Raw genomic sequence first — 20,897 nt, forward strand, 5'->3', positions numbered from 1 at the left:
GAGCTCATCCTGCCGCTCCCGCTCCTCGGCGCGGCTCCGCTCGTATCGCGCAGAGTGTGAGGCGCCCACGTTCTCGAATGACGTCACACGGTTCGACTTCGACCTCCGCCGGGCGACCGTAGATTGATCCACGCGAAGGAGAATCATGCGGAAGAAGCGCTCGGGGCTGGCGATCGCACTCGCCCTCTCTCTGGCGGCGGTGCTGAGCGGGTGCTCCAACGCCGAACAAGCGAGGGCCTCGGCGGAGCGCGACGTCCCTCAGGTCAGGAAGGCGATCGAGCCGGCCACTAGGACTGGGTTGCAGTACACCGTGACCGCAGAGAGTAGCTGCTCTGAAGGGTGTTCGGGCATCGTGGTCATCGAACTCACCGCAGGCGAGTTGCAGGTGGCCGACGTGCTGGCCCTGCACGAAGCGCTTCGCGACGTCGACACCTCGGGCACGCTGCTGTCGAGAAATGGCGTGGTGCTCCAAGTGCCCGACCAGTATCGCCTGGTGCCCTTCGAAGCCGGATTCTGCACATCGGGAGGCGGGAGCTTCCCGCTCCAAGATGACCCCGACCCAGGGTGCATCCCACGCACCTCCACTCCCACGCCCAGCCCGCACCAAATTCTCGGTGCAGACGACGACATCGTCGGTATCGCCGTCCGCTGAGACCACCCGTTGATGCGGGGAATGCCGGCTTCCGTAGGAGGTCAGTTCGCGGGGCTCCTCGTGGTGACCGCGCCGGTCTCGTATTTGCGAACGATTGTCACGGGAGCAGCCCAAAAGGCTTCCGCCCATATGCCACCTGCCGTGACCATCCCGCCGAGGGGGCGCACCATTTTCCGCTGTTGCTTTGTTTACGACTATGTTCTATGGTTTATTTACTCCTGAACAAAGGCAGGCAATGGCGCTCTCCTCCCTCTCCCGCACCGATGTGAATCGCACGGCGATCCTCGCCCACCTCGGCGCGCACGGCCCGGCATCGCGGGCCGACCTGGCCCGCAGGCTCGGCGTCTCGCCGGCGCTGGTCACCCAGCTCACGCGCGACCTCCTCGCGGACGGCCTGCTGGAGGAGCTCGACCACGCCAGCTCGGGAGGCGGCCGCCCCGCCCGCATGCTGGGGCTCGTCTCCCGGACCGCCTCCTCGATCGGCGTCAAGGTCGCCCCCGACCACATCGCCTTCGTGGAGGTCGGCATCGACGGCTCGGTGCTCCGCTCGGCGACCGAGGAGTTCGACGCCGTGTCGCCGCTCGCCGCCTCCGGCCTGGTCGAGCGCCTCCGCGCCTTCATCGCTTCCGGCGACGGCACCCCCGTCCTCGGCGTCGGAGTCGGCCTGCCCGGCACGGTGCTCGAACAGGGCGTCGGCGTGGTCGACTCCACGCAGCTCCGCTGGAACCAGGTGCCGCTCGGCGCGACCCTGCGGCGGGCGCTCGACCTCCCGGTCGTGGTCGAGAACAACGTGAACGCGCTGAGCGTGGCCGAGAAGCTCTTCGGCCAGGGACGCGACTTCCAGGACTTCCTCGTCGTCACGATCGGCAACGGCGTCGGCGCCGGTGTGGTCGCGGGCGGCTCGATCCTCCGCGGACGCTCGGGCGGCGCCGGCGACATCGGTCACGTGCCGGTCGTCCCCGACGGCCCGCTCTGCCAGTGCGGCAACCGCGGCTGCCTGGAGGCCGTCGTCGGCCAGGGCGCGCTCGTCGCCGCCGGCCGGGAGGCTGGGATCCTCGGCGAGACCGACGGCATCGACGCCCTCCGCTCGGCCGCGAACGACGGAGACGAGCGCGCCACGCGGATCTACGCCGACGCGGGCCGGGTGTTCGGGCGCGCGCTCGCCGGCGTCGTCAACGTCCTCGACCCCGAGCTCGTCGTCCTCCTCGGCGAGGGCGTGGAGGCCTGGCAGCACTGGGCCGGGACCTTCGAGCCCGCCCTCCGCGCGTCGCTCGTCCCCGGCAAGCGCGGCGTCGCCGTGGCCGTCGAGAGCTGGCAGGACGACCGCTGGGCGCAGGGCGCCGCGGCGCTCGTGCTCGCCACACCGTTCGACTCCAGCGGCGTCGCCGGCGAGCAGGGCCGGCTGGTCCGCGAACGGCTCGTCTCCACGGCGGGAGGCCGCTGATGGTCATGTCGGCCGTGCGGCCCACCGAGGTCGCCGAGCGCAGGCCGGGAGGCTCGCGTCCCGTGCGCAAGCGCCCGCTGAAGCGCCGCCTCGGCTACGGGGGCATCGTCGCGGTGTTCCTCCTGCCGAGCCTCATCCCGCTGCTCGCGTTCGTGATCGGCCCGATGATCTCGGCGGCGTGGACCAGCCTCCACGAGTGGAACCTGATCGGCGACATGAAGTGGGTCGGCTTCGACAACTACGCCCACCTGCTCACCGACCCGGCGACGCAGCAGGCCTTCCTGCACACGGTCTACTACATCGTGGGCTACCTGCCGCTGGTCTACGTCGGCGGCCTGGGCCTGGCCCTCGCGCTGAACTCCAAGCTCAAGGGTCGCTCGTTCCTCCGCGGCGTGTACTTCCTCCCGGTGGTCACGAGCTGGGTGGTGGTGGCGCTGGTCTGGCGCTGGCTGCTCAACCCCAGCGTCGGCGTCGTGAACTACGTCCTCGGCCTGGTGGGCATCCACGGCCCCGGCTGGTGGGCGGACCCCGCGTGGTCGATGCCGTCGATCATCCTGGCGTCGGCGTGGAAGGACCTCGGCTTCGTCATGGTCATCCTGCTCGCCGGCCTCCAGACGATCAACCCGGACCTGTACGAGGCCGCGGAGATCGACGGAGCGGGCTGGTGGCGGAGGCTGTTCAGCATCACGCTGCCGATGCTGTCGCCCTCGACCTTCTTCGTGATCGTGCTCTCGCTCATCAACGGCTTCCAGGTCTTCGACCAGGTGTACGTGATGACGGGAGGCGGCCCGAACAACTCCAGCGAGGTGGTCGTGCAGCAGGTCTACGACCTGACCTTCCGCTACGGGCAGGCGGGCATGGCCTCCGCCCTCTCGTGGCTCCTCTTCATCGTCATCCTCATCGTCACGCTCGTGCAGTTCTACGGCCAGAAGAAGTGGGTGAACTATGCGTAACCCGGCCGCGAAGACGGTGCTCTACGTCGCGGTGATCGTGGGCGCGCTGGTGATGATCTTCCCGTTCGTCTGGACGGTCGTCACCTCGATCAGCCCCGGCGCGAGCCTCACCAGCACGCCGAAGCTCATCCCGGACAACCCCTCGCTGGCGCCGTACCTGGCCCTGTTCGAGCGGGTGCCGTTCGCCCAGGTGATCGTGAACTCCCTGATCATCGCCGTGATCAGCACGGCGTTCCAGCTCGTGACGAGCGCGATGGCCGCGTACGTGTTCGCACGGCTGCCGTTCCGCGGCCGAGGCGCGATCTTCCTGCTCTACCTGGCGACCATGATGATCCCGTTCCAGGTGCTCATCGTGCCGCTGTTCGTGGAGATGAAGTCGCTCGGGCTGATCAACACGTACGCGGGAGCCATCCTCCCGACCATCGCGTCCGCGTTCGGGGTCTTCCTGCTGCGGCAGGCCATCAGCACGGTGCCCTACGAGCTCGACCAGGCGGCCACCCTCGACGGCGCCGGGCACTTCCGGGTGTTCTTCCAGATCGTGCTGCCGCTGATCCGCCCGGCGCTCGCCACCCTCGCGGTCTTCGCGTTCCTCAACACCTGGAACAGCTTCCTCTGGCCGCTCATCATCCTGCGCGATCCGCTCATGCAGACGTTGCCCGTCGCCCTCTCCAGCCTCCAGGGCCAGTACTCCACGCAGTGGGACGTCCTGATGGCCGGCTCGGTGATCAGCATCCTGCCGATGTTCGCGCTCTACATCTTCGCCCAGAAGTACATCGTGCAGGGCGTCGCGGGCACCGGTCTCAAGTAGGCCGGGAGCCCCCCTCCACCCCCCAACCCCCACGAAACACAGCATCGAAGGAGATCGCACCCCCATGAAGAAGTCACTCGTCGCCGGCATCGCCGTCGCGGCCCTCGCCGCGGTCGGACTGGCCGGCTGCTCGTCCTCCGGCAGCTCGGACGGCGGCAAGGCCACCGTCACGTACTCCAACTTCATCTCGAACGGAGGCAACGAGAAGAACCTCCAGGCCATCGTCTCGGCGTTCGAGAAGGCCAACCCGAACATCACGGTCAAGGTCACCACCACCGACTACGCCAACTACTTCACGAAGCTCCAGACCGACCTCTCGGCGGGCACGCAGGCCGACGTGTTCGACGTCGACGCGGGCAGCTACGCGACCTACCAGGCGGACGGCGTCCTCGCGCCGCTCGACAACGTGGACTCCGCCAAGTACCGCACCTCGGTGCTGGACACCTACAAGACCGGCGGCAAGCAGTACGGCCTCCCGACGTCGTTCTCGAACGTCGTGCTGTTCTACAACAAGAGCCTCTTCGACAAGGCCGGCGTGAAGTACCCGACCAAGGACTGGACCTGGGCGGACGAGAAGGCCGCGGCCGAGAAGCTGACCGACAAGTCGGCCGGCGTCTGGGGCGACTACCAGCCCGTCACCTACAACGAGTACTACAAGGCCGTCCAGCAGGCGGGAGGCCAGTTCCTCAGCAGCAACGGCAAGAAGGCCGCGTTCGACGACGCAGCCGGCCAGAAGGCCGCCGACTGGATCGCGGGCAAGTCCGGCACCGTGATGCCGACCGCCGCCCAGGGCGCCGGCACGGCCGACTTCGACACGAACCTGTTCAAGTCCGGCAAGCTCGCCATGTGGCACACCGGCATCTGGATGTTCAGCACGCTGGGCACGCTGCCCTTCGGCTGGGACGTCCAGGTCGAGCCGGGTGACACCCAGAAGGCCAGCGCCACGTTCTCGAACGCGGTCGTGGTCTCCAAGGACGCCAAGGACAAGGCTGCCGCGCAGAAGTGGGCCGACTACCTCACCAGCTCCAAGGAGATGGTGGACGTGCGCCTGAAGTCGGGCTGGGAGATCCCCGCGATCAGCGAGGACTCGCTGCTCAAGCCGTACCTGACCGCCGGAACGCCCGCCAACCGCCAGGCCGTGTTCGACTCGCTCGACCACGTCGCGACCGCGCCGCAGCTCGGCGCCAACTCGCAGAAGATCCAGGACACCGTGACGAACGCCCTCGGCGAGATCGCCGCGGGACGCCAGAAGTCGTCCTCCTCGATCCCGTCGACGGCCGACCAGGTCACCTCGCTGCTCAAGTGAGAGATCGTCCGGCCGCGCCAGGGACCCCCCACCCCGGCGCGGCCGGGCTCGCCCACCCACAACACGGAAGAACCGACGTGCCTCGTTACACCTCCTCCCCGCTCGCCGAGCACAGCCGCGCGCTGATCGGCCGCCTCCAGACTCCGGAGGGCGCGTACCCCGCCAGCCCGACGTTCTCGGCGTACACCGGCTACAGCTGGTTCCGCGACGGCGCGTTCATCGCGGACGGCATGTCGGCGGTCGGCGAGGCGGAGAGCGCCGAGCGGTTCTTCGACTGGTGCGCCGCCGTGCTCACGGCGCGTGCCGACCACATCCGCTGGATCGTCGCGGAGACGGAGGCCGGCCGGCCCCCGGCGGGCGCGCAGATGCTGCCCGCCCGCTACACCTTCGCCGGCGGCGTGGGCGGCGACGAGTGGTGGGACTTCCAGCTCGACGGCTACGGGACGTGGCTGTGGGCGCTGGTGGAGCACTCCGATCGCCACGGCGCCGACGCCGCGCGCTGGCTGCCGGCGATCGAGCTGACGGTGGACTACCTCGTCGCGTCGTGGGACCGCCCCTGCTACGACTGGTGGGAGGAGCACAGCGAGCACGTGCACGTCTCCACGCTGGCGTGCGTCGCGGCCGGGCTGGACGCCGTCGCCGGCGCCGGCCTCCTCGACGGCGCGCGGGAGTCCGGCGCCCGGAAGGCGTCGGCCGCGATCCGCGAGCTGGTGGCCGAGCGCGGGACGCTCTCCGGCCACCTGGTGAAGTGGCTCGGCAGCACCGCGGTCGACGGCAGCCTCGCCTCCGCGCTCGCCCCGCTGGGCTTCGCCGACCCCGCCTCCGGGCTGGGCGCGGCGACCATCGACGTGCTGGAGCGCCACCTCACCGTCAACGGGGGAACGCACCGCTACCTCGGCGACACCTTCTTCGGCGGCGGCCAGTGGCCGCTGCTGAGCTGCTTCCTCGGCCTCGCCCAGCTCGCCGCCGGCGACCGCGCCCGCGCGGTCGAGCTGTACGAGTGGGCGGCCTCCACCGCCACCGAGGAGCTCGACCTCCCCGAGCAGGTCGGCGCCCATCTGATCGCGCCGCGCATGCGCTGGGAGTGGGTGGAACGGTGGGGGACCGTGGCCACGCCCCTGCTCTGGAGCCACGCCATGCTGCTGCGCCTCGGCGCCGAGCTCGACACCACTGCCTCCGATACCGCAACCGACTCCGTCCTGGAAGGACTCGCACGATGATCCGTCACCGGCCCGCCGGCTCCGGTCACCCCTACTCCGTCGACACCGAGCAGCGCTGGCCCGTCGAGCCAGAGGCCGGCGGGACCGCCGCCCTCGGGGCGCGCGCCGACGCGAGCGTCGACGCGGTCACCGCGGAGCTCGTCTGGACGCCCGACGGCGGCGCGGCCGAGTCCTCCGAGCTGACGCTGGAGCGCGTCGCGACGACCTCCCGCGGCCGGGTCACCGACGGCGGCCACCTCGCCTCGGCGCAGGCCAAGCTCGCCCGCGCGGTCGGCGGCTGGCAGGTCGTCACCCCGGCGCTGCAGGCCGGCGGCACCTACGGCTACCGGTTCACCGCGCACCACGAGGACGGCCGGACCGAGCGCACCCGCTGGTTCGACGTCCGCGCGGCGACCTGGCGCCCCGCCCCCGATCTCGTGGCGGCCATCGGCGCCTCCCGCGTCATTCCCGGCTCCGTCGAGGCCCTCGACGACGGCGTGCGCGTTCACCGGGTGCGCTTCGCCCTCCGCCTCGCCGCGGGGGAGCACGTGACCGGGTTCGGCGAGCGCTACGACACGCTCGACCACACCGGCGCCGAGCTCGACTCGGTCGTCTTCGAGCAGTACAAGAGCCAGGGCGCGGAGAGGAAGACCTACCTCCCCATGCCCTTCGCGCACGTCGTCGGCGGCGACGGCTGGGGCTTCCACGTCGTCACCTCGCGCCGGGTCTGGTTCGACCTCGGCGCCACCGACCCCGCGGTCATCGGAGTGGAGGCGCAGACCGGGCCGGACGGCTCGCTAGACGTCCGCTTCTTCGACGGCGACCCGGCGACGGTGCTGGGCGGCTTCCTCGACGGGGTCGGCCGCGCGGAGGAGCTGCCGTCCTGGGTCTTCCGGCTCTGGGCCAGCGGCAACGAGTGGAACACGCAGGCCGAGGTCATGCGGCAGATGGACCTCCACCGCGAGCACGACATCCCCGTCGGCTCGGTCGTCATCGAGGCGTGGAGCGACGAGAGCACCTTCACCGCGTTCCGGGACGCCCGGTACGCGGTGACAAAGGATGGCGCGCCGCACCGCCTCGCCGACTTCGACTTCCCCGCGGAGGGCGCCTGGCCCGACCCGAAGGGGATGACCGACGAACTGCACGCGCGCGACATCCGCCTGCACCTGTGGCAGATCCCGCTGATGAAGATGCGCCCGCACCCGCAGGGCCAGGCGGCGGCCGACGCGCAGGCGGCGATCGACGCCGATGTCCTGATCGCCGAGCCGGCGCCCGGCGGCGGGACCCGGCCGTACCGCAACCGCGGCTGGTGGTTCCCGCTCGCGCTGATGCCCGACCTCACCGACCGTCGCGCTGCGGAGTGGTGGACAGAGAAGCGCCGCTACCTCGTGGACGAGGTCGGCGTGGACGGCTTCAAGACAGACGGCGGCGAGCACGCCTGGGGCGGCGAGCTGGTCTACCTCGACGGCCGGCGCGGCGACGAGAAGAACAACCTGTTCCCGGTCGCGTACGCGGCCGCGTACGGCGACCTCCTGCGCTCCTCCGGCAAGGCGCCCGTCACCTTCAGCCGCGCCGGCTTCTCCGGCTCGCAGGCGCACGGCGCGTTCTGGGCCGGCGACGAGAACTCCACCTGGGACGCCTTCCGCTGGTCCGTGAACGCCGGCCTCTCCGCCGCCGCGAGCGGTGTCGTGTACTGGGGCTGGGACATCGCCGGGTTCTCCGGCGACATCCCCGACGCCGAGCTGTACCTGCGGGCGACGGCGGCCAGCGTGTTCATGCCGATCATGCAGTACCACTCCGAGTTCAACCACCACCGCACCCCGTCGCGCGACCGCACCCCGTGGAACATCGCCGAGCGGACCGGGGATGAGCGGGTCCTCCCGCTGTTCCGCGAGTTCGTCCAGCTCCGCGAGCGCCTGCTCCCGTACCTGACCGAGGAGGCCGCGAAGACGATCGCGACCGACCGGCCGCTGATGCGCCCGCTGTTCTTCGACCACCCCGGCGACCCCGAGGTCTGGCGGGCGGGCGGCGAGTGGATGCTGGGCGACGACCTCCTGGTCGCCCCGGTGCTGGAGCCGGGCGCCGACACGGTCGCCGTCTACCTGCCGGAAGGTGACTGGGCGGACGTCTGGAGCGGCGAGCGCATCGCCGGGGGCCGCACGGTCGACGCCGCCGCGCCGATCGACCGGATCCCGGTCTTCGCCCGGGCCGCCGCGACCGAGCGGCTGCGTGTCGCGTTCCCGTTCGGCGAGGGGTAACCTCGTCCCCGTTGAGGGGGATCGCATGACAACACTCCACGGCCGCGAGGGTTCCGCGCTGCTGGTGATCGACGTCCAGAACGGGGTCATCGGCGGCGCGTACCGCCGGGACGACGTGGTCGGGAACATCCGCGGCCTCGTCGACCGGGCGCGCTCCGAAGGCGTGCCGGTCGTGTGGATCCAGCACTCCGACGAGAACGTCGAGTACGGCAGCGAGGCGTGGGAGTACGTGCCGGAGTTGACGCGCGACGAGGCGGAGGCGCTGGTGCCCAAGCACTACGCCGACGCGTTCGAGGAGACGCAGCTGGAGGAGGTGCTCGCCGCCGCGGGCGTCGGCCGGCTCGTCGTCACCGGCTCGCAGACCGACGAGTGCATCCGCTCGACCATCCACGGCGGCCTCGTGCGCGGCTACGACGTGACGCTGGTCGGCGACGCCCACACGACGGAGGACCTGAGCGAGTGGGGCGCGCCCTCGCCCGACCTCGTCATCGCGCACACCAATCTGTACTGGGGCAACCACCGGGCGCCGGGGCGCACGGCGGAGGTCGTCGGGGCGGCCGACGTCACGTTCTAGGCGACGTCACCGTCTAGGCGACGGGGACCCCGGAGACCGCGACCACTTCGAGCGTGGTCAGCGTCACCCCGCCTTCGCAGCGGTCCACCCGGATCGGCATCCCCGGCAGGTCGACGGCGAACCAGAAGACGAGCGTGGCGTCCCCGCGCCGCACTCGGTAGCGCAGGCAGCGGCGCTGCGCCAACGGCCCGAGTAGCTCCACGCGGTCGATCGTCGTGTGCTCCGCCGGGAAGGCGGCGTGCTCCTGCAGCTCCAGCCAGGTGGACCGCTCGCGTTCGACCTCGCCGGCCGGGCGGCCCTCCTCGTCCAGCGGCGTGTCCTCGATCCAGGCGCCCTCGTCGTCGCCCTCCGCGAACCGGATGGCGACCAGCCGGTCGGGGTGGCGGACCACCGACACCCGCCCTTCGGGGCAGCCGGCGCGGATCTCCGCGGCAGTGAACGGCGTGGGCGCGAGTCCGGGCGCGAGCACGTACGGGTCGGGGTCGGTCATGGCTCAGGAGTACCACACCGCGCGGTCCGGTCTGATTGACTGAACCGGTGTTCCCCTACGAGCGCCTCCGCCGCCGCCCCGACGTCGAAGCGCCGAACCTCTTCGCGTCGGACGCCGCCGACCGGCTGATCGCCGACATCGCCGGCGACGACGTCCTCCGCGACGGGCTGGTCGTCATCGGGGATGCCTACGGGGCGCTCACTCTCGCCGCGGCGTCTCGCGGAGCCCGCGGCATCCGCGTGCACCAGGACCCGCTCACGGCCGAGCGGGCGCTCGACGCCAACGCCGCCGACCTCGGGCTCGGCGGCACGTACGAGCACCGGCCGCTCGACGCGTCCCTCGTCGCCGGTGCCCGCACCCTGCTGCTGCGCCTGCCGCGGAGCCTGGAGGCGCTCGCCGAGATCGCCGCGCTGACCGCCGGGCACGCGCATCCGGAGGTCGTGGTCTACGCGGCCGGGATGCTCAAGCACATGACCACCGCGATGAACGCCGTGCTGGGCGAGGTCTTCGGCGACGTCCAGGCGTCGCTCGCCCGGCAGAAGGCCCGCGTCCTCACGGCGCGAACCCCCGAGCCGGCCGCCGCGCTCGCGCTCGACCGCTGGCCCGACCGGGCGTTCGACGAGGCGACCGGCCTCCACGTCTGCGCCTACGGCGCGGCCTTCGCGGGCGCGACGGTGGACATCGGGACGCGGTTCCTGCTGACGGTGCTCGACGACGCGGTTCCGGAGGCCGGGACGGCGATCGACCTCGGCTGCGGGACCGGGGTGCTGGCCTCCGCGCTCGCCGCCTCCCGGCCGAGTCTGCGCGTGATCGCGACCGACCAGTCCGCGGCGGCGGTCGCGTCGGCGCGGGCGACGGCTGCAGCGAACGGCGTCGCCGACCGGGTGGAGGTCGTCCGCGACGACGGCCTGGCCTCGCAGCCGGACGCGTCGGCCGACCTCATCGTGCTCAACCCGCCGTTCCACATCGGCGGCGCGGTGCACACCGGGATCGCGCACAGGATGTTCGCCGACGCCGGCCGCGTGCTGGCGCCGGGAGGCGAGCTGTGGACGGTGTGGAACTCGCACCTCGGCTACCGCCCCGCCCTGGAGCGCGCCGTCGGCCCGACCCGTCAGATCGCCCGCAACCCCAAATTCACCGTCACCGCCTCCCGCCGCCCCTGACCCACCACCGCCGAGGGGCACGTAAACGCCCCTAAAACCGCGCTTTAGGGGCGTTTAGGTGCCCTTCGGCGCGAGGACTTCGCGCACGCCGGAGACGACCATGCCGGAGGCGCCGCGCCTGCGGGCGGTCTCGGCACCGGCGGCGTCGGGGACCACGTGCGCCAGCACCGGCTTGCCGAGCTTCCGCATCCGCTCCCACACCGCGGGGGAGCCGTTGTAGTCGAGGCCCAGCGACGTCCAGCGCGCCTGCGTCGACGTCAGCAGCTTCGCGTCGGCCTCCACCTCCGACGCGTAGTAATACCCCCAGCCGCGGTAGCCGCGCGCGGCGGCCTGCGCGGGCCACTCCGTCGCCGTGCAGTAGCCCTTGGCCACGAAGGCGCGCGCAGGCGACGGCGCGCGGGACATGATCGCGAACAGCTCGGGGAAGTGGATGCCAGGCACGACCTTCGGGTCGACGTAGAGCACGTGCGTCGCGGCGAAGGCGGCGACGATGTCCTCGAAGCGCGCGTACGGCTGCGCCGGCTGCGACGGGTTCGTGGTCCCCGCGGCCGAGATGCGGTGCTGGGAGACCTCCGCCCAGGTGTGCTCCGCCGCCACGAAGTCCGTGGTCCCTGACGTGCGGTCGAGGGTGGCGTCGTGCAGCCCGAACCAGACCCCGTCACGAGTGCGCGCGAGCGAGACCTCCAGCGCCCTGGCCCCGAGCAGGACGGAGTTGCGGTAGCCGAGCATCGACATCTCCGGCCAGTCCCGGGAGCCGCCGTGGTGCGCGACCGTCAGCATCCCGGAGCCGGTGGACGGCGTCGCGCCCGGCGAGGTCCGGTCGGCCGCGGAGAGCAGCGAGCCGACGCCGACCGCGCCGGCGGCCACCGCCGCGACGGCGCCCACCGACACGCCGATGACCGCGCGCCGGGAGACCTTCCCGGGCTGCCGCTCCTCGTCGCCGCTCATGGGCAACCCTAGGCACATCCGGCCTCTGATTTGAAGACACCCCGTCGGGGGTCGACCGCCCCGCCCTGTGCATGGGCTATGCGACGCTTCCGGGCTTCTCACGCTGGCCGCGGAGGTCGCAGCGCAGCCATAGCACGCCCGTTCTACCGTCGAAGCAGGAGAGGAGGACGCTGTGACCTCTCTCCCGCGTCGCCCGCGCCCGCTGCGATCGCTACGCTCCCTGTGGGCCGGGCCGGTGCCCGGGCTCCCGGTCGAGGCGCACGAGGTGCGGACGCCGCGCCTGCTGCTGCGGCCCTACAGCGCGACCGACGCCGCCGACTGGCGTCGCATCGAGGACGACGAGGAGGTGCGCCGCGGCCTGGACTGGCCGCTGCGGACCTCGCGTCAAGTGGCCGCGCACCTCCTGGCCCGCACCGCGCACCGCACGCTCTCCGCTCCGGGCGACCTTCTGGTGCTCGCGGTCGAGCACGACGGTCGCGTGATCGGCGACGTGTCGCTGCACCTGCGGACGGTCGCGCCCGAGACCCGGATCGCGGAGATCGGCTGGCTGCAGCTCACGGCCGAGGGAGGCCACGGCTACGCGACGGAGGCCGCCCGCGCGATGCTCGACCTGGCCTTCGGCGAGCTGGGCGCCTGCCTGGTGACGGCGGTCGTCGAGCGGTCCAACACGTCGTCGGCGCGCCTGGCGCTCCGGCTGGGCTTCCGCCTCGCGGGAGGCACCGCCCGACGAGCCACCTTCGTGCTGGCGGAGGCCGACCACGCCGCCGAGTGCGCGGCCCAGCCGTCCCGCGGGGCCGTCGAGACCCCGCCGCTCGGAACGAAAAGTGTCGATAATCTCTGAGTGGACCCACATCCACCTCGGTTTTCGTCACTTTCATTCACATTCACAACCGATTTCGTGGCGAAAAGGGTTGTCCTCGGGTCCGGGAATTGCTAACGTCCCCCTGTCGCACACGCGACCCTAGCCAGGGAGAGCAATGACGCAGGAATATTCCCGGCCGGACTCCGTAGCACTCGGCAACGGAGCCGACCCTCGCGGGGGCGAAGACAAGCACGCACTGCAGGCGGACGGGGTGAGCGCCGCCGGCTCCATCGTGATGGCCGTGGCGGGCAGCGCGCCCGCGTACTCCATCGCAGCCACCACCGCGACCCTCGTGGGCGCCGCAGCGCTCGGCGCGCCCGCCGCACTCCTCTGGTGCGGCATCCCGATGCTCGGCATCGCGTGGGCGTTCCTCTACCTCGGTCGCGCGGATGTGAACGCGGGAGCCACCTACTCGTGGGTCGCCAGGGCCCTCCACCCCATCCTCGGCTTCCTGTCGGGCTGGGCGCTGGTCATCTCGGCCACGATCTTCATGGTCGCGGGAGCCCTCCCGGCCGGCGCGATGACCGTCACGCTGTTCGCGCCCGACCAGGCCAACAACGCGTGGCTCATCACGGGCGTCGGAGCCATCTGGTTCCTCGTCATGGCGGCGTGCGTGCTGTTCGGCGTGCACGTGACCGCTCGTGCGCAGTGGATCATGTCGCTCATCGAGGTGGGCATCCTCATCCTCTTCGCCGTGCTGATGATCGTGCGTGCCGCGACCAGCAGCCACGCGGGACCGTCCTTCTCGTGGGACTGGCTGGGGTTCAGCCACCTGACCGGCCAGGGCGTGTTCGTCTCGGCGGCGCTCATCGCGGCCTTCTACTACTGGGGCTGGGACGTCTCCTCGAACCTCAACGAGGAGACCAAGGACGGCCACAAGAACGCGGGCTCGGCCGGCATCATCGGCATCGTCATCGTGTTCCTGCTGTTCGAGATCTTCACGATCGCGACGCTCGTCATGCTGCCGTCGAAGACCATCGAGAACAACAGCGCGAACATCCTCTCGGTCCTCGGCGACGCGGTCTGGCCGGGCATCGGCGGCAAGATCCTCGTCGTCGCGGTCGCCCTGTCGACCATCGCGACGCTGGAGACCACGCTCATCCAGGTGACCCGGACGCTGTTCGCGATGGGCCGCGACCACACCATCCCGAAGGCGTTCGGCCGCATCCACCCGCGCTGGAAGACCCCAGCGTTCGCGACCCTCATCGTCGTCGGCGTCTCGATCATCCTGTTCGTCGGCTCCAACCTGCTCGGATCGGTCGGCGAGATCATGACGAACGCGATCGCCTCGATCGGCATGCAGATCGCCTTCTACTACACGCTCGCCGGCCTCGCGGTGGTGGTCGCCTACCGGCGGGTGCTGTTCAAGTCGGTGAAGAACGCCATCCTGATCTTCCTCTGGCCGCTGGCCGGTGCGATCTTCATGGGCTACATCTTCGTGCAGGGGATCAGGCAGAACGACCCGATCGTCAACATCCTCGGCGTCGGTCTGATCGTGCTCGGCATCGTGCCGCTGGTGCTCTTCTACCGGAAGGGCAAGGAGTACTACCGGCGCCGTCCGCTCGAACTCCCCGCGGAGCTCGACGCGAAGGCCCCGGCCAACATCGACGACAGGGACCCGGCCGCGCTCTGACCCGAGCAGAACGCGGCCCTGTCTGCCCGACGCGACCGCCGAGCGCCCTCTGACCCCGAGGTGCTCGGCGGTTGCGTCTGTGGGCGTGGCCGAGACTTCGACGCCGCGTAGAGTGGGGGCATGAGTTCGCGCGGAGCACGGGTCGTCCGCGGCTTCGCGGCCGCCGGCGTCGCGACGCTCGTCGCCGCGCTGTTCCACATGGCGGGAGGCGGGGAGGCGCCCAGCGCCGTCGCGCTCACGCTGAGTTTGGTCTTCTCGTCGCTCGCGAGCATCGTCCTCGTCGGCCGCCGGGCCGCGCTGTGGCGCGTGACGCTGTCGGTGGCGGTCAGCCAGTTCCTCTTCCACGCCCTGTTCACCCTGAGCCCGTCGGCGAGCTTCAGCGGGATGCCGATGGGCGGACACCTGCACGCGGGCATGCACCTGACGCTGGTGCCGGGCGCGGGTGCCGTGACCGACGCCGTGACGTCCGGCCCGACCTTCCTCGGCGAGGACGTCTGGATGTGGCTGGCCCACGCCGCGGCCGCCGCGCTGACCATCGCGGCGCTGCTGCGCGGCGAGCGGACGCTGCTGGCGGTCGCGCGGTTCACGTTCTTCCGGCTGCGCCGGTTCGTCGACCGCGTCGCCGCGGTGACGCCGGTGGCGCCGGGCCGCGTCTCCACGCCGATCGACACCGTCCCTGCGACCCTGCACGGGGTGGAGGCGCTGATCGGCGCGCTGCGTCACCGGGGTCCGCCGCCGGCCGTCGTCCCGGCCGGCTGAGCGCTCGTGCTCGCCGCCGGGGAACTGCAGCTCACCCTCTCTCCCCACCCGGCCGCCTCCGCGCGGCCGAGAAACCGGACGAACATGAACAGCACTCCCGCGCGCACGGACGCGCGCAACCGCACCACTCGCACCCGTAGGTTCACCATTACCGGCGCCGCCTCGATCGCCGCCGTCGCCCTCGCCCTGGCGTCGCCGCTCGCCGCCAGCGCGCACGTCACGGTCGGACCGAACCAGGCCACGCCCGGCAGCTACGCGACGCTCACCTTCAAGGTCCCCACCGAGTCCGCGTCCGCGGGCACGGTCAAGCTGGAGGTCGACCTCCCGACCAGCACTCCGCTCGGCTCCGTCGCCTACCAGCCCATCGCCGGGTGGAGCACCCAGGTGGTCACCGAGAAGCTGGCCACGCCCATCAAGACCGACGACGGCACGGTCACGGAGGCTCCGGTCAAGGTCATCTGGACGGCCGCGTCCGGCGCCCAGGTCGCGCCCGGCCAGTTCCAGCAGTTCGTGATCTCGGCGGGCGCGATGCCCGACACCGGCAGCATCGTGCTCCCGGTCCACCAGTTCTATTCGGACGGCACGGTCGTGAACTGGGACCAGAAGACCCCGGCATCCGGCGCCGAGCCGGAGCACCCCGCGCCGACGGTCTACATCAATGACGCGCCCCCGGCCGCGGACGGTGCGTCGAGCGTGCTCGCCACCTCCGGCGCGACGTCGCCCTCCAGCGCCGCCGCCTCCCCGGGCGCCGCGGCGGTCGCGATCGGCCTCGGCATCGGCGGCCTCGCGCTGGGCGCCATCGCCCTCGTCGTCGCGGTGTTCGCGGCGACCCGGCGACCGCGCGCGGCGGCCCCGAAGGAGCAGTGACATGACACGAATGACGACGCGCGTGCTCGCCGGGGTCGGCGGAATCCTGGCGACGGTGGCGCTCGCGCTGGCGCCCTCGGTCGCCGCAAGCGCCCACGACTACCTGGTGAGCACCTCGCCCGCGAGCGGCGCGACGCAGACCGACCCGTTGACCCAGGTGAAGCTGACGTTCAACGACCGCGTGCTCGACCTGGGCGGCGACGGGTCGTCGGCGATCCTCCGGGTCACCGACGCCTCCGGCAAGCACTACGAGACGGGATGCCCGACCATCCTCGACGCCGCGGTCTCGGCCCCGGTCGCGCTCGGCGCCGCCGGCGACTACGCGGTGGACTGGCAGGTCGTCTCGGCGGACGGCCACACGGTGTCCGGGACGTACGGCTTCACGTACCAGCCGCCGGCCGGGACGTCGGCCGCGCCGGGACGCACCGGCCCCGGCTGCGCCGCCCGGTCGAACGTCGTCGCGACCCCCGGCGCGGCTGCGCCCGCGCCCACCTCGACCGTGTCGACGGCTGCACCCACCACGGCCTCGTCGGGCAACGACCTCGGCCTGGTCATCGGCATCGCCATCGGGATCGTGGTGCTCGCCCTGATCGGCGTCACCATCCTCCTCCTCACCCGGAAGCGGCCGCAGCCAACGGAGGACCCCGACACCCCCGCCAACCGCACCTAACGGAGGACTCCCGCCCCGCTCACCGCCGCAACTCCTCCGTTGCCGACGCCCCTCCGCCGTCGGCAACGGAGGAGTCCCCGGCATGTACCGCCCGCGATCTCCTCCGCTGACTGCTGTGCCGCGGCGTGTCGGCCCGGATCTCCTCCGCTGCCTACGTCAGGAGGGCACCGGCTCGTAGAGCTCCGCGAGCGATCGGAGGCAGCCCTGCCAGCCGTCGCCATGCCGATCGGCCTGGTCGTCGGTCTCGAACCGGGAGTGGACGATGCTGACCTGCGTCCCCCCGGGGTGGTCCGTGAACTCGACCTCGACGACGGTCTCGACCTCGTCCTCGTCCCATTTCCACGTGAACGAGAGGCGGTCGATCGGCGCGACGACGAGGTAGCGGCCGGAGGTGGCGTACGTCTCCTCGCCGAAGTGCATCTCGAAGCGGTAGCCGCCGCCGACCCGTGCGTCCACGAAAGCGGTGGTGGGGGCGTAGTCGGTCACGGAGGGGCGCATCCAGCGGGAGGCGTGCTCGGGAGTCGTCCACAGCTCCCACATGAGCGAGCGCTCGATGGCGAACACACGCTCGATCCGTACCTGCAGGTCGGTCATCAGTCGGCCCCTTCGTCGTCGCGCCGCATCCCGAGCTCGGCGATGTAGGCGTCGAGCGAGTCGAGTCGAGTCTCCCAGAAGCGCCGCGTCTCCAGCAGCCAGGTCTGCGCCAGGGCGAGGCGGTCCGCGTCGATGACGAGGTCCTTCTCACGGCCGGACCGCCGGCGCGCGGCGAGGCCGGCCTTCTCCAGCGACGCGACGTGCTTGTTGAGCAGCTGCGGGGAGATGCCGCGAGCGGCTGCGATCGCGGACATCCGCATCGGTGCGCCGCGGGTCGCCAGAAAGCGAAGGAGGTCCCTCCGCACGGGATGGGCGAGGGCGGCGAACACGGCGTCGAGCTCGGCCTCCGACACGGACTCCTGGACATAAACCATGTGGTTGAGTATGCGCCGCCGACGGGCACTCTGCAATTCGTCACAGACATCTTGCGTAAACCAATCGGTTTAGTGAGAATCGGATCGCACGCATGTCCAAAGGAGAAACCCATGAGCAAGTACCTCATCCTCTACCGCGCGAGCGCGCCGGCGTCCCAGCAGATGGCGAACCCGGACCCCGCGGCCGCCGCCGAGGGCATGAAGCCCTGGACGGACTGGGCCCAGAAGGCGGGCGACGCCCTGGTCGACCTGGGCTCGCCCACCGAGACCGTCGACGGAGCCGACCCCGGCGCGACCTCGTTCATCGGCGGCTACTCGATCCTCCAGGCCGACTCGCTGGAGTCGCTGAAGGGCGTCCTCGACGGGCACCCGCACGTGGCCTGGGGCGGCACGATCGAGGTCCTCGAACTGCTGAGCATCCCCGGCGCCCCGTAACCCCGTCTCCCGAAGGCGGCCGCACTCCGGTGACGCCGTGTTCCTGCCGTCGGCAACGGAGGACTCCACCCCCGGCGCCCCGTCCCAGGGCAGCTAACGGAGGACTCCCGCCCCTCCCACCACCGAAACTCCTCCGTTGCCCACGCCCGCCCGCGCCGTCTCCGTGGCGGTAACGGAGGAGTCTCGGCGCACAGCCCCCGCGATCTCCTCCGTTAGCCGTCGCTTGGCGGCGTGTCGGAGCGGATCTCCTCCGTTCGCGACGTCAGTGCGGGTGCTCGGAGCGCGCGTCGTCGCGGGCGCGCCGCTTCGCGCCGGGGGCGTCCAGCAGCGACAGCCAGAACAGCAGCCCGAGCAGTCCGAAGATCAGCAGCGCCAGCAGCAGATCGGTCCACTCGAACGGGATGAGCGTCCCGTCGATCGACATCACCAGCACCAGCTCCACGATCCCGAACGCGACGAAGAACAGCGCGAGCAGCGTGCGCGTGAGCCGGATGCGCCCACGCCGGTGCACCTCCACGCGCCGCAGCTCGACCATGAGCGTCAGCAGCAGCAACGGCAGGACCTGGGCGAGCGTGGCCGCCGTCTGGCCGTCGAGCAGTACCACTCGCGCGTCCAACGGGTCGATCATGTGAGTCAGGGTAGTCGTATCGGAATACCCCTGGCAGAACCAAAGTTGAGCCTATTAGACTCAACTTTGTCACAGGACTTCGAAAGGAAACCCAGCAGCATGGCGAACATGCAGGGCGCCCCCTCCACGCAGGAGGACGCGAAGAGCGCGCTCGAACAATACGGCATCAACCTCACCGAGATCGCCAAGAGCGGCAAGCTCGATCCGGTCATCGGGCGGGACGCCGAGATCCGCCGCGTCAGCCAGGTGCTGACCCGGCGCACCAAGAACAACCCGGTGCTCATCGGCGAGCCGGGCGTCGGCAAGACCGCGGTCGTGGAGGGCCTGGCCCAGCGCATCGTCGCCGGCGACGTCGCCGACTCGCTCAAGGGCAAGCAGCTCGTGACCCTCGACCTCTCCGCCCTGGTCGCCGGCGCGATGTATCGCGGCCAGTTCGAGGAGCGGCTGAAGGCCGTCCTCAAGGAGATCAACGACGCCGAGGGCGAGATCATCACCTTCGTCGACGAGCTGCACATCCTGATGGGCGCCGGCGGCGGCGAGGGCTCGGTCGCGGCCTCCAACATGCTGAAGCCGATGCTGGCCCGCGGCGAGCTGCGGCTGATCGGCGCGACCACGCTCAACGAGTACCGCGAGTTCATCGAGAAGGACGCCGCCCTGGAGCGCCGCTTCCAGCAGGTCTACGTCGGCGAGCCCAGCGTGGAGGACACGGTCGCCATCCTTCGCGGGCTCAAGGGCCGCTACGAGGCGCACCACGGCGTCACCATCGAGGACTCCGCCCTGGTCGCCGCGGCCTCCCTCTCCAACCGCTATATCACCGCGCGCCAGCTCCCGGACAAGGCCATCGACCTGATCGACGAGGCCGCCAGCCGGCTGAAGATGGAGATCGACTCCGCCCCGGTGGAGATCGACACCCTCCAGCGCCAGGTCGAGCGCATGAAGCTGGAGGAGTTCGCGCTCAAGAAGGAGAAGGACGACGCCAGCAAGGCCCGCCTCGAACAGCTCCGCGAGCGCCTCCACGAGCAGGAGGACACCCTCGAGGAGCTGCAGGAACGCTGGCGCGCCGAGAAGGCCGCGCTCAACCGTGTCGGCGAGCTGCGCTCCCAGCTGGAGGAGGCCAAGACCCACCGCGACCTCGCGCTGCGCGACGGACGCTACCAGGAGGCCTCCAAGATCGAGTACGAGACCATCCCGAGCATCGAGCGCGAGCTGGCGGAGGCCGAGCAGGCCGAGCACAGCCACCCGCGCATGGTGAACGAGCAGGTCACCGCCGACGACATCGCCGCGGTCGTGGCCGCCTGGACCGGCATCCCGGTCGACCGGCTCACCCAGGGCGAGACCGAGAAGCTGCTGAACCTGGAGCACGAGCTCGGCCGCCGCATCATCGGCCAGAAGAAGGCCGTGCAGGCGGTCGCCGACGCCGTGCGGCGCACGCGAGCCGGCATCTCCGACCCCGGCCGCCCGACCGGGTCGTTCCTGTTCCTCGGCCCGACCGGCGTCGGTAAGACCGAGCTGGCGAAGGCGCTCGCCGCGTTCCTGTTCGACGACGAGAAGGCGATGGTGCGCATCGACATGAGCGAGTACGGGGAGAAGTTCTCCGTCTCCCGGCTCGTCGGCGCTCCTCCCGGCTATGTCGGTTACGAGCAGGGCGGCCAGCTGACGGAGGCCGTGCGGCGCCGTCCGTACTCGGTGATCCTGCTGGACGAGGTCGAGAAGGCCCACCCCGAGGTGTTCGACGTGCTGCTGCAGGTGCTGGACGACGGCCGCCTCACCGACGGCCAGGGACGCACGGTCGACTTCCGCAACACCATCCTGATCCTGACCTCCAACCTGGGCAGCCAGTTCCTGGTCGACCCGACCCTGAACGAGATGGAGCGCGAGGAGGCCGTGCTGCAGATGGTGCGGCAGGCGTTCAAGCCGGAGTTCGTCAACCGGCTGGACGACATCGTGGTGTTCTCGACGCTCAGCCAGGAGGAGCTCGGCGAGATCGTGGAGCTCAACATCGACCGCCTGATGCGGCGGCTGGAGGAGCGCCGGCTGGAGCTGGCGGTCACCCCGGACGCGCGGCGCTGGCTGGCCGAGCGCGGCTACGACCCGATCTACGGCGCGCGCCCCCTCCGGAGGCTGATGCAGCGCGAGATCGAGGACCGGCTGGCCACCGAGCTCCTGGCGGGCGAGATCCGCGACGGCGACACGGTGCGGGTCGACCTGGACCCGTCCGGCGAGCGGCTGGCCGTCGCGCCGGTGCGCGAGGAGCAGGACTAAAGGCGGATGCGGGGGCCG

Annotated in this window: 21 protein-coding genes; 16 read left to right on the forward strand and 5 right to left on the reverse strand. The window is 71.1% G+C overall.

Annotated elements, in window-relative coordinates; genetic code table 11:
• The first annotated feature begins 145 nt into the window (after positions 1 to 145).
• The 8 genes from ABCS02_RS28620 (at position 146) to ABCS02_RS28655 (ending at position 9,194) form a co-directional block, all read left to right on the forward strand.
• A complete protein-coding gene (locus ABCS02_RS28620; RefSeq protein ID WP_345839106.1) occupies positions 146 to 652 on the forward strand; it encodes a hypothetical protein in 507 nt (168 codons plus the stop codon).
• A gap of 235 nt (positions 653 to 887) precedes the next feature.
• Positions 888 to 2,096: an ROK family protein gene (locus ABCS02_RS28625; RefSeq protein WP_345839107.1), complete on the forward strand. Its 1,209-nt coding sequence runs from the start codon at positions 888 to 890 to the stop codon at positions 2,094 to 2,096.
• The gene (locus ABCS02_RS28630; protein ID WP_345839108.1) at positions 2,096 to 3,049 is read left to right on the forward strand and encodes a sugar ABC transporter permease; all 954 of its coding nucleotides are present in this window, start codon (positions 2,096 to 2,098) and stop codon (positions 3,047 to 3,049) included. Before ABCS02_RS28625 ends, ABCS02_RS28630 begins: the two co-directional genes overlap by 1 nt.
• A complete protein-coding gene (locus tag ABCS02_RS28635) occupies positions 3,042 to 3,857 on the forward strand; it encodes a carbohydrate ABC transporter permease (RefSeq protein WP_345839109.1) in 816 nt (271 codons plus the stop codon). Before ABCS02_RS28630 ends, ABCS02_RS28635 begins: the two co-directional genes overlap by 8 nt.
• A gap of 64 nt (positions 3,858 to 3,921) precedes the next feature.
• Positions 3,922 to 5,163 carry a sugar ABC transporter substrate-binding protein gene (locus ABCS02_RS28640; RefSeq protein ID WP_345839110.1) on the forward strand — a complete coding sequence of 414 codons (1,242 nt, stop codon included), beginning with the start codon at positions 3,922 to 3,924 and terminating at the stop codon, positions 5,161 to 5,163.
• Between the two features lie 77 nt (positions 5,164 to 5,240).
• Positions 5,241 to 6,383 (forward strand): glycoside hydrolase family 15 protein, encoded by a 1,143-nt coding sequence (locus ABCS02_RS28645; RefSeq protein ID WP_345839111.1) that lies wholly within the window; start codon positions 5,241 to 5,243, stop codon positions 6,381 to 6,383.
• Positions 6,380 to 8,620: a TIM-barrel domain-containing protein gene (locus tag ABCS02_RS28650; protein WP_345839112.1), complete on the forward strand. Its 2,241-nt coding sequence runs from the start codon at positions 6,380 to 6,382 to the stop codon at positions 8,618 to 8,620. The genes ABCS02_RS28645 and ABCS02_RS28650 overlap by 4 nt, the downstream gene beginning before the upstream one ends.
• A 25-nt stretch (positions 8,621 to 8,645) precedes the next feature.
• Positions 8,646 to 9,194, forward strand: coding sequence for an isochorismatase family protein (locus ABCS02_RS28655; protein ID WP_345839113.1), 549 nt, complete (start codon positions 8,646 to 8,648; stop codon positions 9,192 to 9,194).
• Positions 9,195 to 9,207: 13 nt separating this feature from the next.
• Here ABCS02_RS28655 and ABCS02_RS28660 read toward each other — a convergent pair whose 3' ends face one another.
• Positions 9,208 to 9,684, reverse strand: a complete 477-nt coding sequence (locus tag ABCS02_RS28660) for a hypothetical protein (RefSeq protein ID WP_345839114.1) — start codon at positions 9,682 to 9,684, stop codon at positions 9,208 to 9,210.
• Between the two features lie 47 nt (positions 9,685 to 9,731).
• Between ABCS02_RS28660 and ABCS02_RS28665 the strand changes: the two genes are divergently transcribed.
• Positions 9,732 to 10,847: a methyltransferase gene (locus ABCS02_RS28665; RefSeq protein ID WP_345839115.1), complete on the forward strand. Its 1,116-nt coding sequence runs from the start codon at positions 9,732 to 9,734 to the stop codon at positions 10,845 to 10,847.
• Between the two features lie 54 nt (positions 10,848 to 10,901).
• On the opposite strand, the gene ABCS02_RS28670 is transcribed toward ABCS02_RS28665, so the two are convergent.
• A complete protein-coding gene (locus tag ABCS02_RS28670; protein ID WP_345839116.1) occupies positions 10,902 to 11,795 on the reverse strand; it encodes a glycerophosphodiester phosphodiesterase family protein in 894 nt (297 codons plus the stop codon).
• Positions 11,796 to 11,967: 172 nt separating this feature from the next.
• On the opposite strand from ABCS02_RS28670, the gene ABCS02_RS28675 reads away from it, so the two are divergent.
• The 5 genes from ABCS02_RS28675 (at position 11,968) to ABCS02_RS28695 (ending at position 16,586) form a co-directional block, all read left to right on the forward strand.
• The gene (locus tag ABCS02_RS28675; RefSeq protein WP_345839117.1) at positions 11,968 to 12,636 is read left to right on the forward strand and encodes a GNAT family N-acetyltransferase; all 669 of its coding nucleotides are present in this window, start codon (positions 11,968 to 11,970) and stop codon (positions 12,634 to 12,636) included.
• Positions 12,637 to 12,772: 136 nt separating this feature from the next.
• Positions 12,773 to 14,290 (forward strand): APC family permease, encoded by a 1,518-nt coding sequence (locus ABCS02_RS28680; RefSeq protein ID WP_345839118.1) that lies wholly within the window; start codon positions 12,773 to 12,775, stop codon positions 14,288 to 14,290.
• A 120-nt stretch (positions 14,291 to 14,410) separates the two neighbouring features.
• Positions 14,411 to 15,049, forward strand: coding sequence for a hypothetical protein (locus tag ABCS02_RS28685; RefSeq protein WP_345839119.1), 639 nt, complete (start codon positions 14,411 to 14,413; stop codon positions 15,047 to 15,049).
• Between the two features lie 84 nt (positions 15,050 to 15,133).
• Complete coding sequence (locus tag ABCS02_RS28690) at positions 15,134 to 15,916, forward strand: YcnI family protein (RefSeq protein ID WP_345839120.1); 783 nt, start codon at positions 15,134 to 15,136, stop codon at positions 15,914 to 15,916.
• A 1-nt stretch (position 15,917) separates the two neighbouring features.
• Positions 15,918 to 16,586, forward strand: coding sequence for a copper resistance CopC family protein (locus tag ABCS02_RS28695; protein ID WP_345839121.1), 669 nt, complete (start codon positions 15,918 to 15,920; stop codon positions 16,584 to 16,586).
• 156 nt (positions 16,587 to 16,742) lie between these two features.
• Here ABCS02_RS28695 and ABCS02_RS28700 read toward each other — a convergent pair whose 3' ends face one another.
• A complete protein-coding gene (locus tag ABCS02_RS28700) occupies positions 16,743 to 17,180 on the reverse strand; it encodes an SRPBCC domain-containing protein (RefSeq protein WP_345839122.1) in 438 nt (145 codons plus the stop codon).
• Positions 17,180 to 17,554, reverse strand: coding sequence for a helix-turn-helix domain-containing protein (locus ABCS02_RS28705; protein ID WP_345839123.1), 375 nt, complete (start codon positions 17,552 to 17,554; stop codon positions 17,180 to 17,182). The genes ABCS02_RS28700 and ABCS02_RS28705 overlap by 1 nt, the downstream gene beginning before the upstream one ends.
• A 111-nt stretch (positions 17,555 to 17,665) precedes the next feature.
• Between ABCS02_RS28705 and ABCS02_RS28710 the strand changes: the two genes are divergently transcribed.
• Complete coding sequence (locus ABCS02_RS28710) at positions 17,666 to 17,989, forward strand: YciI family protein (RefSeq protein ID WP_345839124.1); 324 nt, start codon at positions 17,666 to 17,668, stop codon at positions 17,987 to 17,989.
• A gap of 262 nt (positions 17,990 to 18,251) precedes the next feature.
• Here the strand turns inward: ABCS02_RS28710 and ABCS02_RS28715 are convergent, their stop codons facing one another.
• Entirely contained in the window at positions 18,252 to 18,617 is a 366-nt protein-coding gene (locus ABCS02_RS28715) for a hypothetical protein (RefSeq protein WP_345839125.1), read from the reverse strand.
• Positions 18,618 to 18,716: 99 nt separating this feature from the next.
• Between ABCS02_RS28715 and ABCS02_RS28720 the strand changes: the two genes are divergently transcribed.
• Positions 18,717 to 20,879 (forward strand): AAA family ATPase, encoded by a 2,163-nt coding sequence (locus tag ABCS02_RS28720; RefSeq protein WP_345839126.1) that lies wholly within the window; start codon positions 18,717 to 18,719, stop codon positions 20,877 to 20,879.
• Positions 20,880 to 20,897 lie beyond the last annotated feature (18 nt).

It is taken from the genome of Microbacterium sp. X-17, assembly GCF_039615055.1.

What these genes read in the sequence shown, in the direction of transcription:
- ABCS02_RS28620 (WP_345839106.1), top strand. Translation starts at nt 146, where the DNA reads ATGCGGAAGAAGCGCTCGGGGCTGGCGATCGCACTCGCCCTCTCTCTG.
- ABCS02_RS28625 (WP_345839107.1), top strand. Translation starts at nt 888, where the DNA reads ATGGCGCTCTCCTCCCTCTCCCGCACCGATGTGAATCGCACGGCGATC.
- ABCS02_RS28630 (WP_345839108.1), top strand. Translation starts at nt 2,096, where the DNA reads ATGGTCATGTCGGCCGTGCGGCCCACCGAGGTCGCCGAGCGCAGGCCG.
- ABCS02_RS28635 (WP_345839109.1), top strand. Translation starts at nt 3,042, where the DNA reads ATGCGTAACCCGGCCGCGAAGACGGTGCTCTACGTCGCGGTGATCGTG.
- ABCS02_RS28640 (WP_345839110.1), top strand. Translation starts at nt 3,922, where the DNA reads ATGAAGAAGTCACTCGTCGCCGGCATCGCCGTCGCGGCCCTCGCCGCG.
- ABCS02_RS28650 (WP_345839112.1), top strand. Translation starts at nt 6,380, where the DNA reads ATGATCCGTCACCGGCCCGCCGGCTCCGGTCACCCCTACTCCGTCGAC.
- ABCS02_RS28655 (WP_345839113.1), top strand. Translation starts at nt 8,646, where the DNA reads ATGACAACACTCCACGGCCGCGAGGGTTCCGCGCTGCTGGTGATCGAC.
- ABCS02_RS28660 (WP_345839114.1), bottom strand. Translation starts at nt 9,684, where the DNA reads ATGACCGACCCCGACCCGTACGTGCTCGCGCCCGGACTCGCGCCCACG.
- ABCS02_RS28670 (WP_345839116.1), bottom strand. Translation starts at nt 11,795, where the DNA reads ATGAGCGGCGACGAGGAGCGGCAGCCCGGGAAGGTCTCCCGGCGCGCG.
- ABCS02_RS28680 (WP_345839118.1), top strand. Translation starts at nt 12,773, where the DNA reads ATGACGCAGGAATATTCCCGGCCGGACTCCGTAGCACTCGGCAACGGA.
- ABCS02_RS28685 (WP_345839119.1), top strand. Translation starts at nt 14,411, where the DNA reads ATGAGTTCGCGCGGAGCACGGGTCGTCCGCGGCTTCGCGGCCGCCGGC.
- ABCS02_RS28690 (WP_345839120.1), top strand. Translation starts at nt 15,134, where the DNA reads ATGAACAGCACTCCCGCGCGCACGGACGCGCGCAACCGCACCACTCGC.
- ABCS02_RS28695 (WP_345839121.1), top strand. Translation starts at nt 15,918, where the DNA reads ATGACACGAATGACGACGCGCGTGCTCGCCGGGGTCGGCGGAATCCTG.
- ABCS02_RS28700 (WP_345839122.1), bottom strand. Translation starts at nt 17,180, where the DNA reads ATGACCGACCTGCAGGTACGGATCGAGCGTGTGTTCGCCATCGAGCGC.
- ABCS02_RS28705 (WP_345839123.1), bottom strand. Translation starts at nt 17,554, where the DNA reads ATGGTTTATGTCCAGGAGTCCGTGTCGGAGGCCGAGCTCGACGCCGTG.
- ABCS02_RS28710 (WP_345839124.1), top strand. Translation starts at nt 17,666, where the DNA reads ATGAGCAAGTACCTCATCCTCTACCGCGCGAGCGCGCCGGCGTCCCAG.
- ABCS02_RS28715 (WP_345839125.1), bottom strand. Translation starts at nt 18,617, where the DNA reads ATGATCGACCCGTTGGACGCGCGAGTGGTACTGCTCGACGGCCAGACG.
- ABCS02_RS28720 (WP_345839126.1), top strand. Translation starts at nt 18,717, where the DNA reads ATGGCGAACATGCAGGGCGCCCCCTCCACGCAGGAGGACGCGAAGAGC.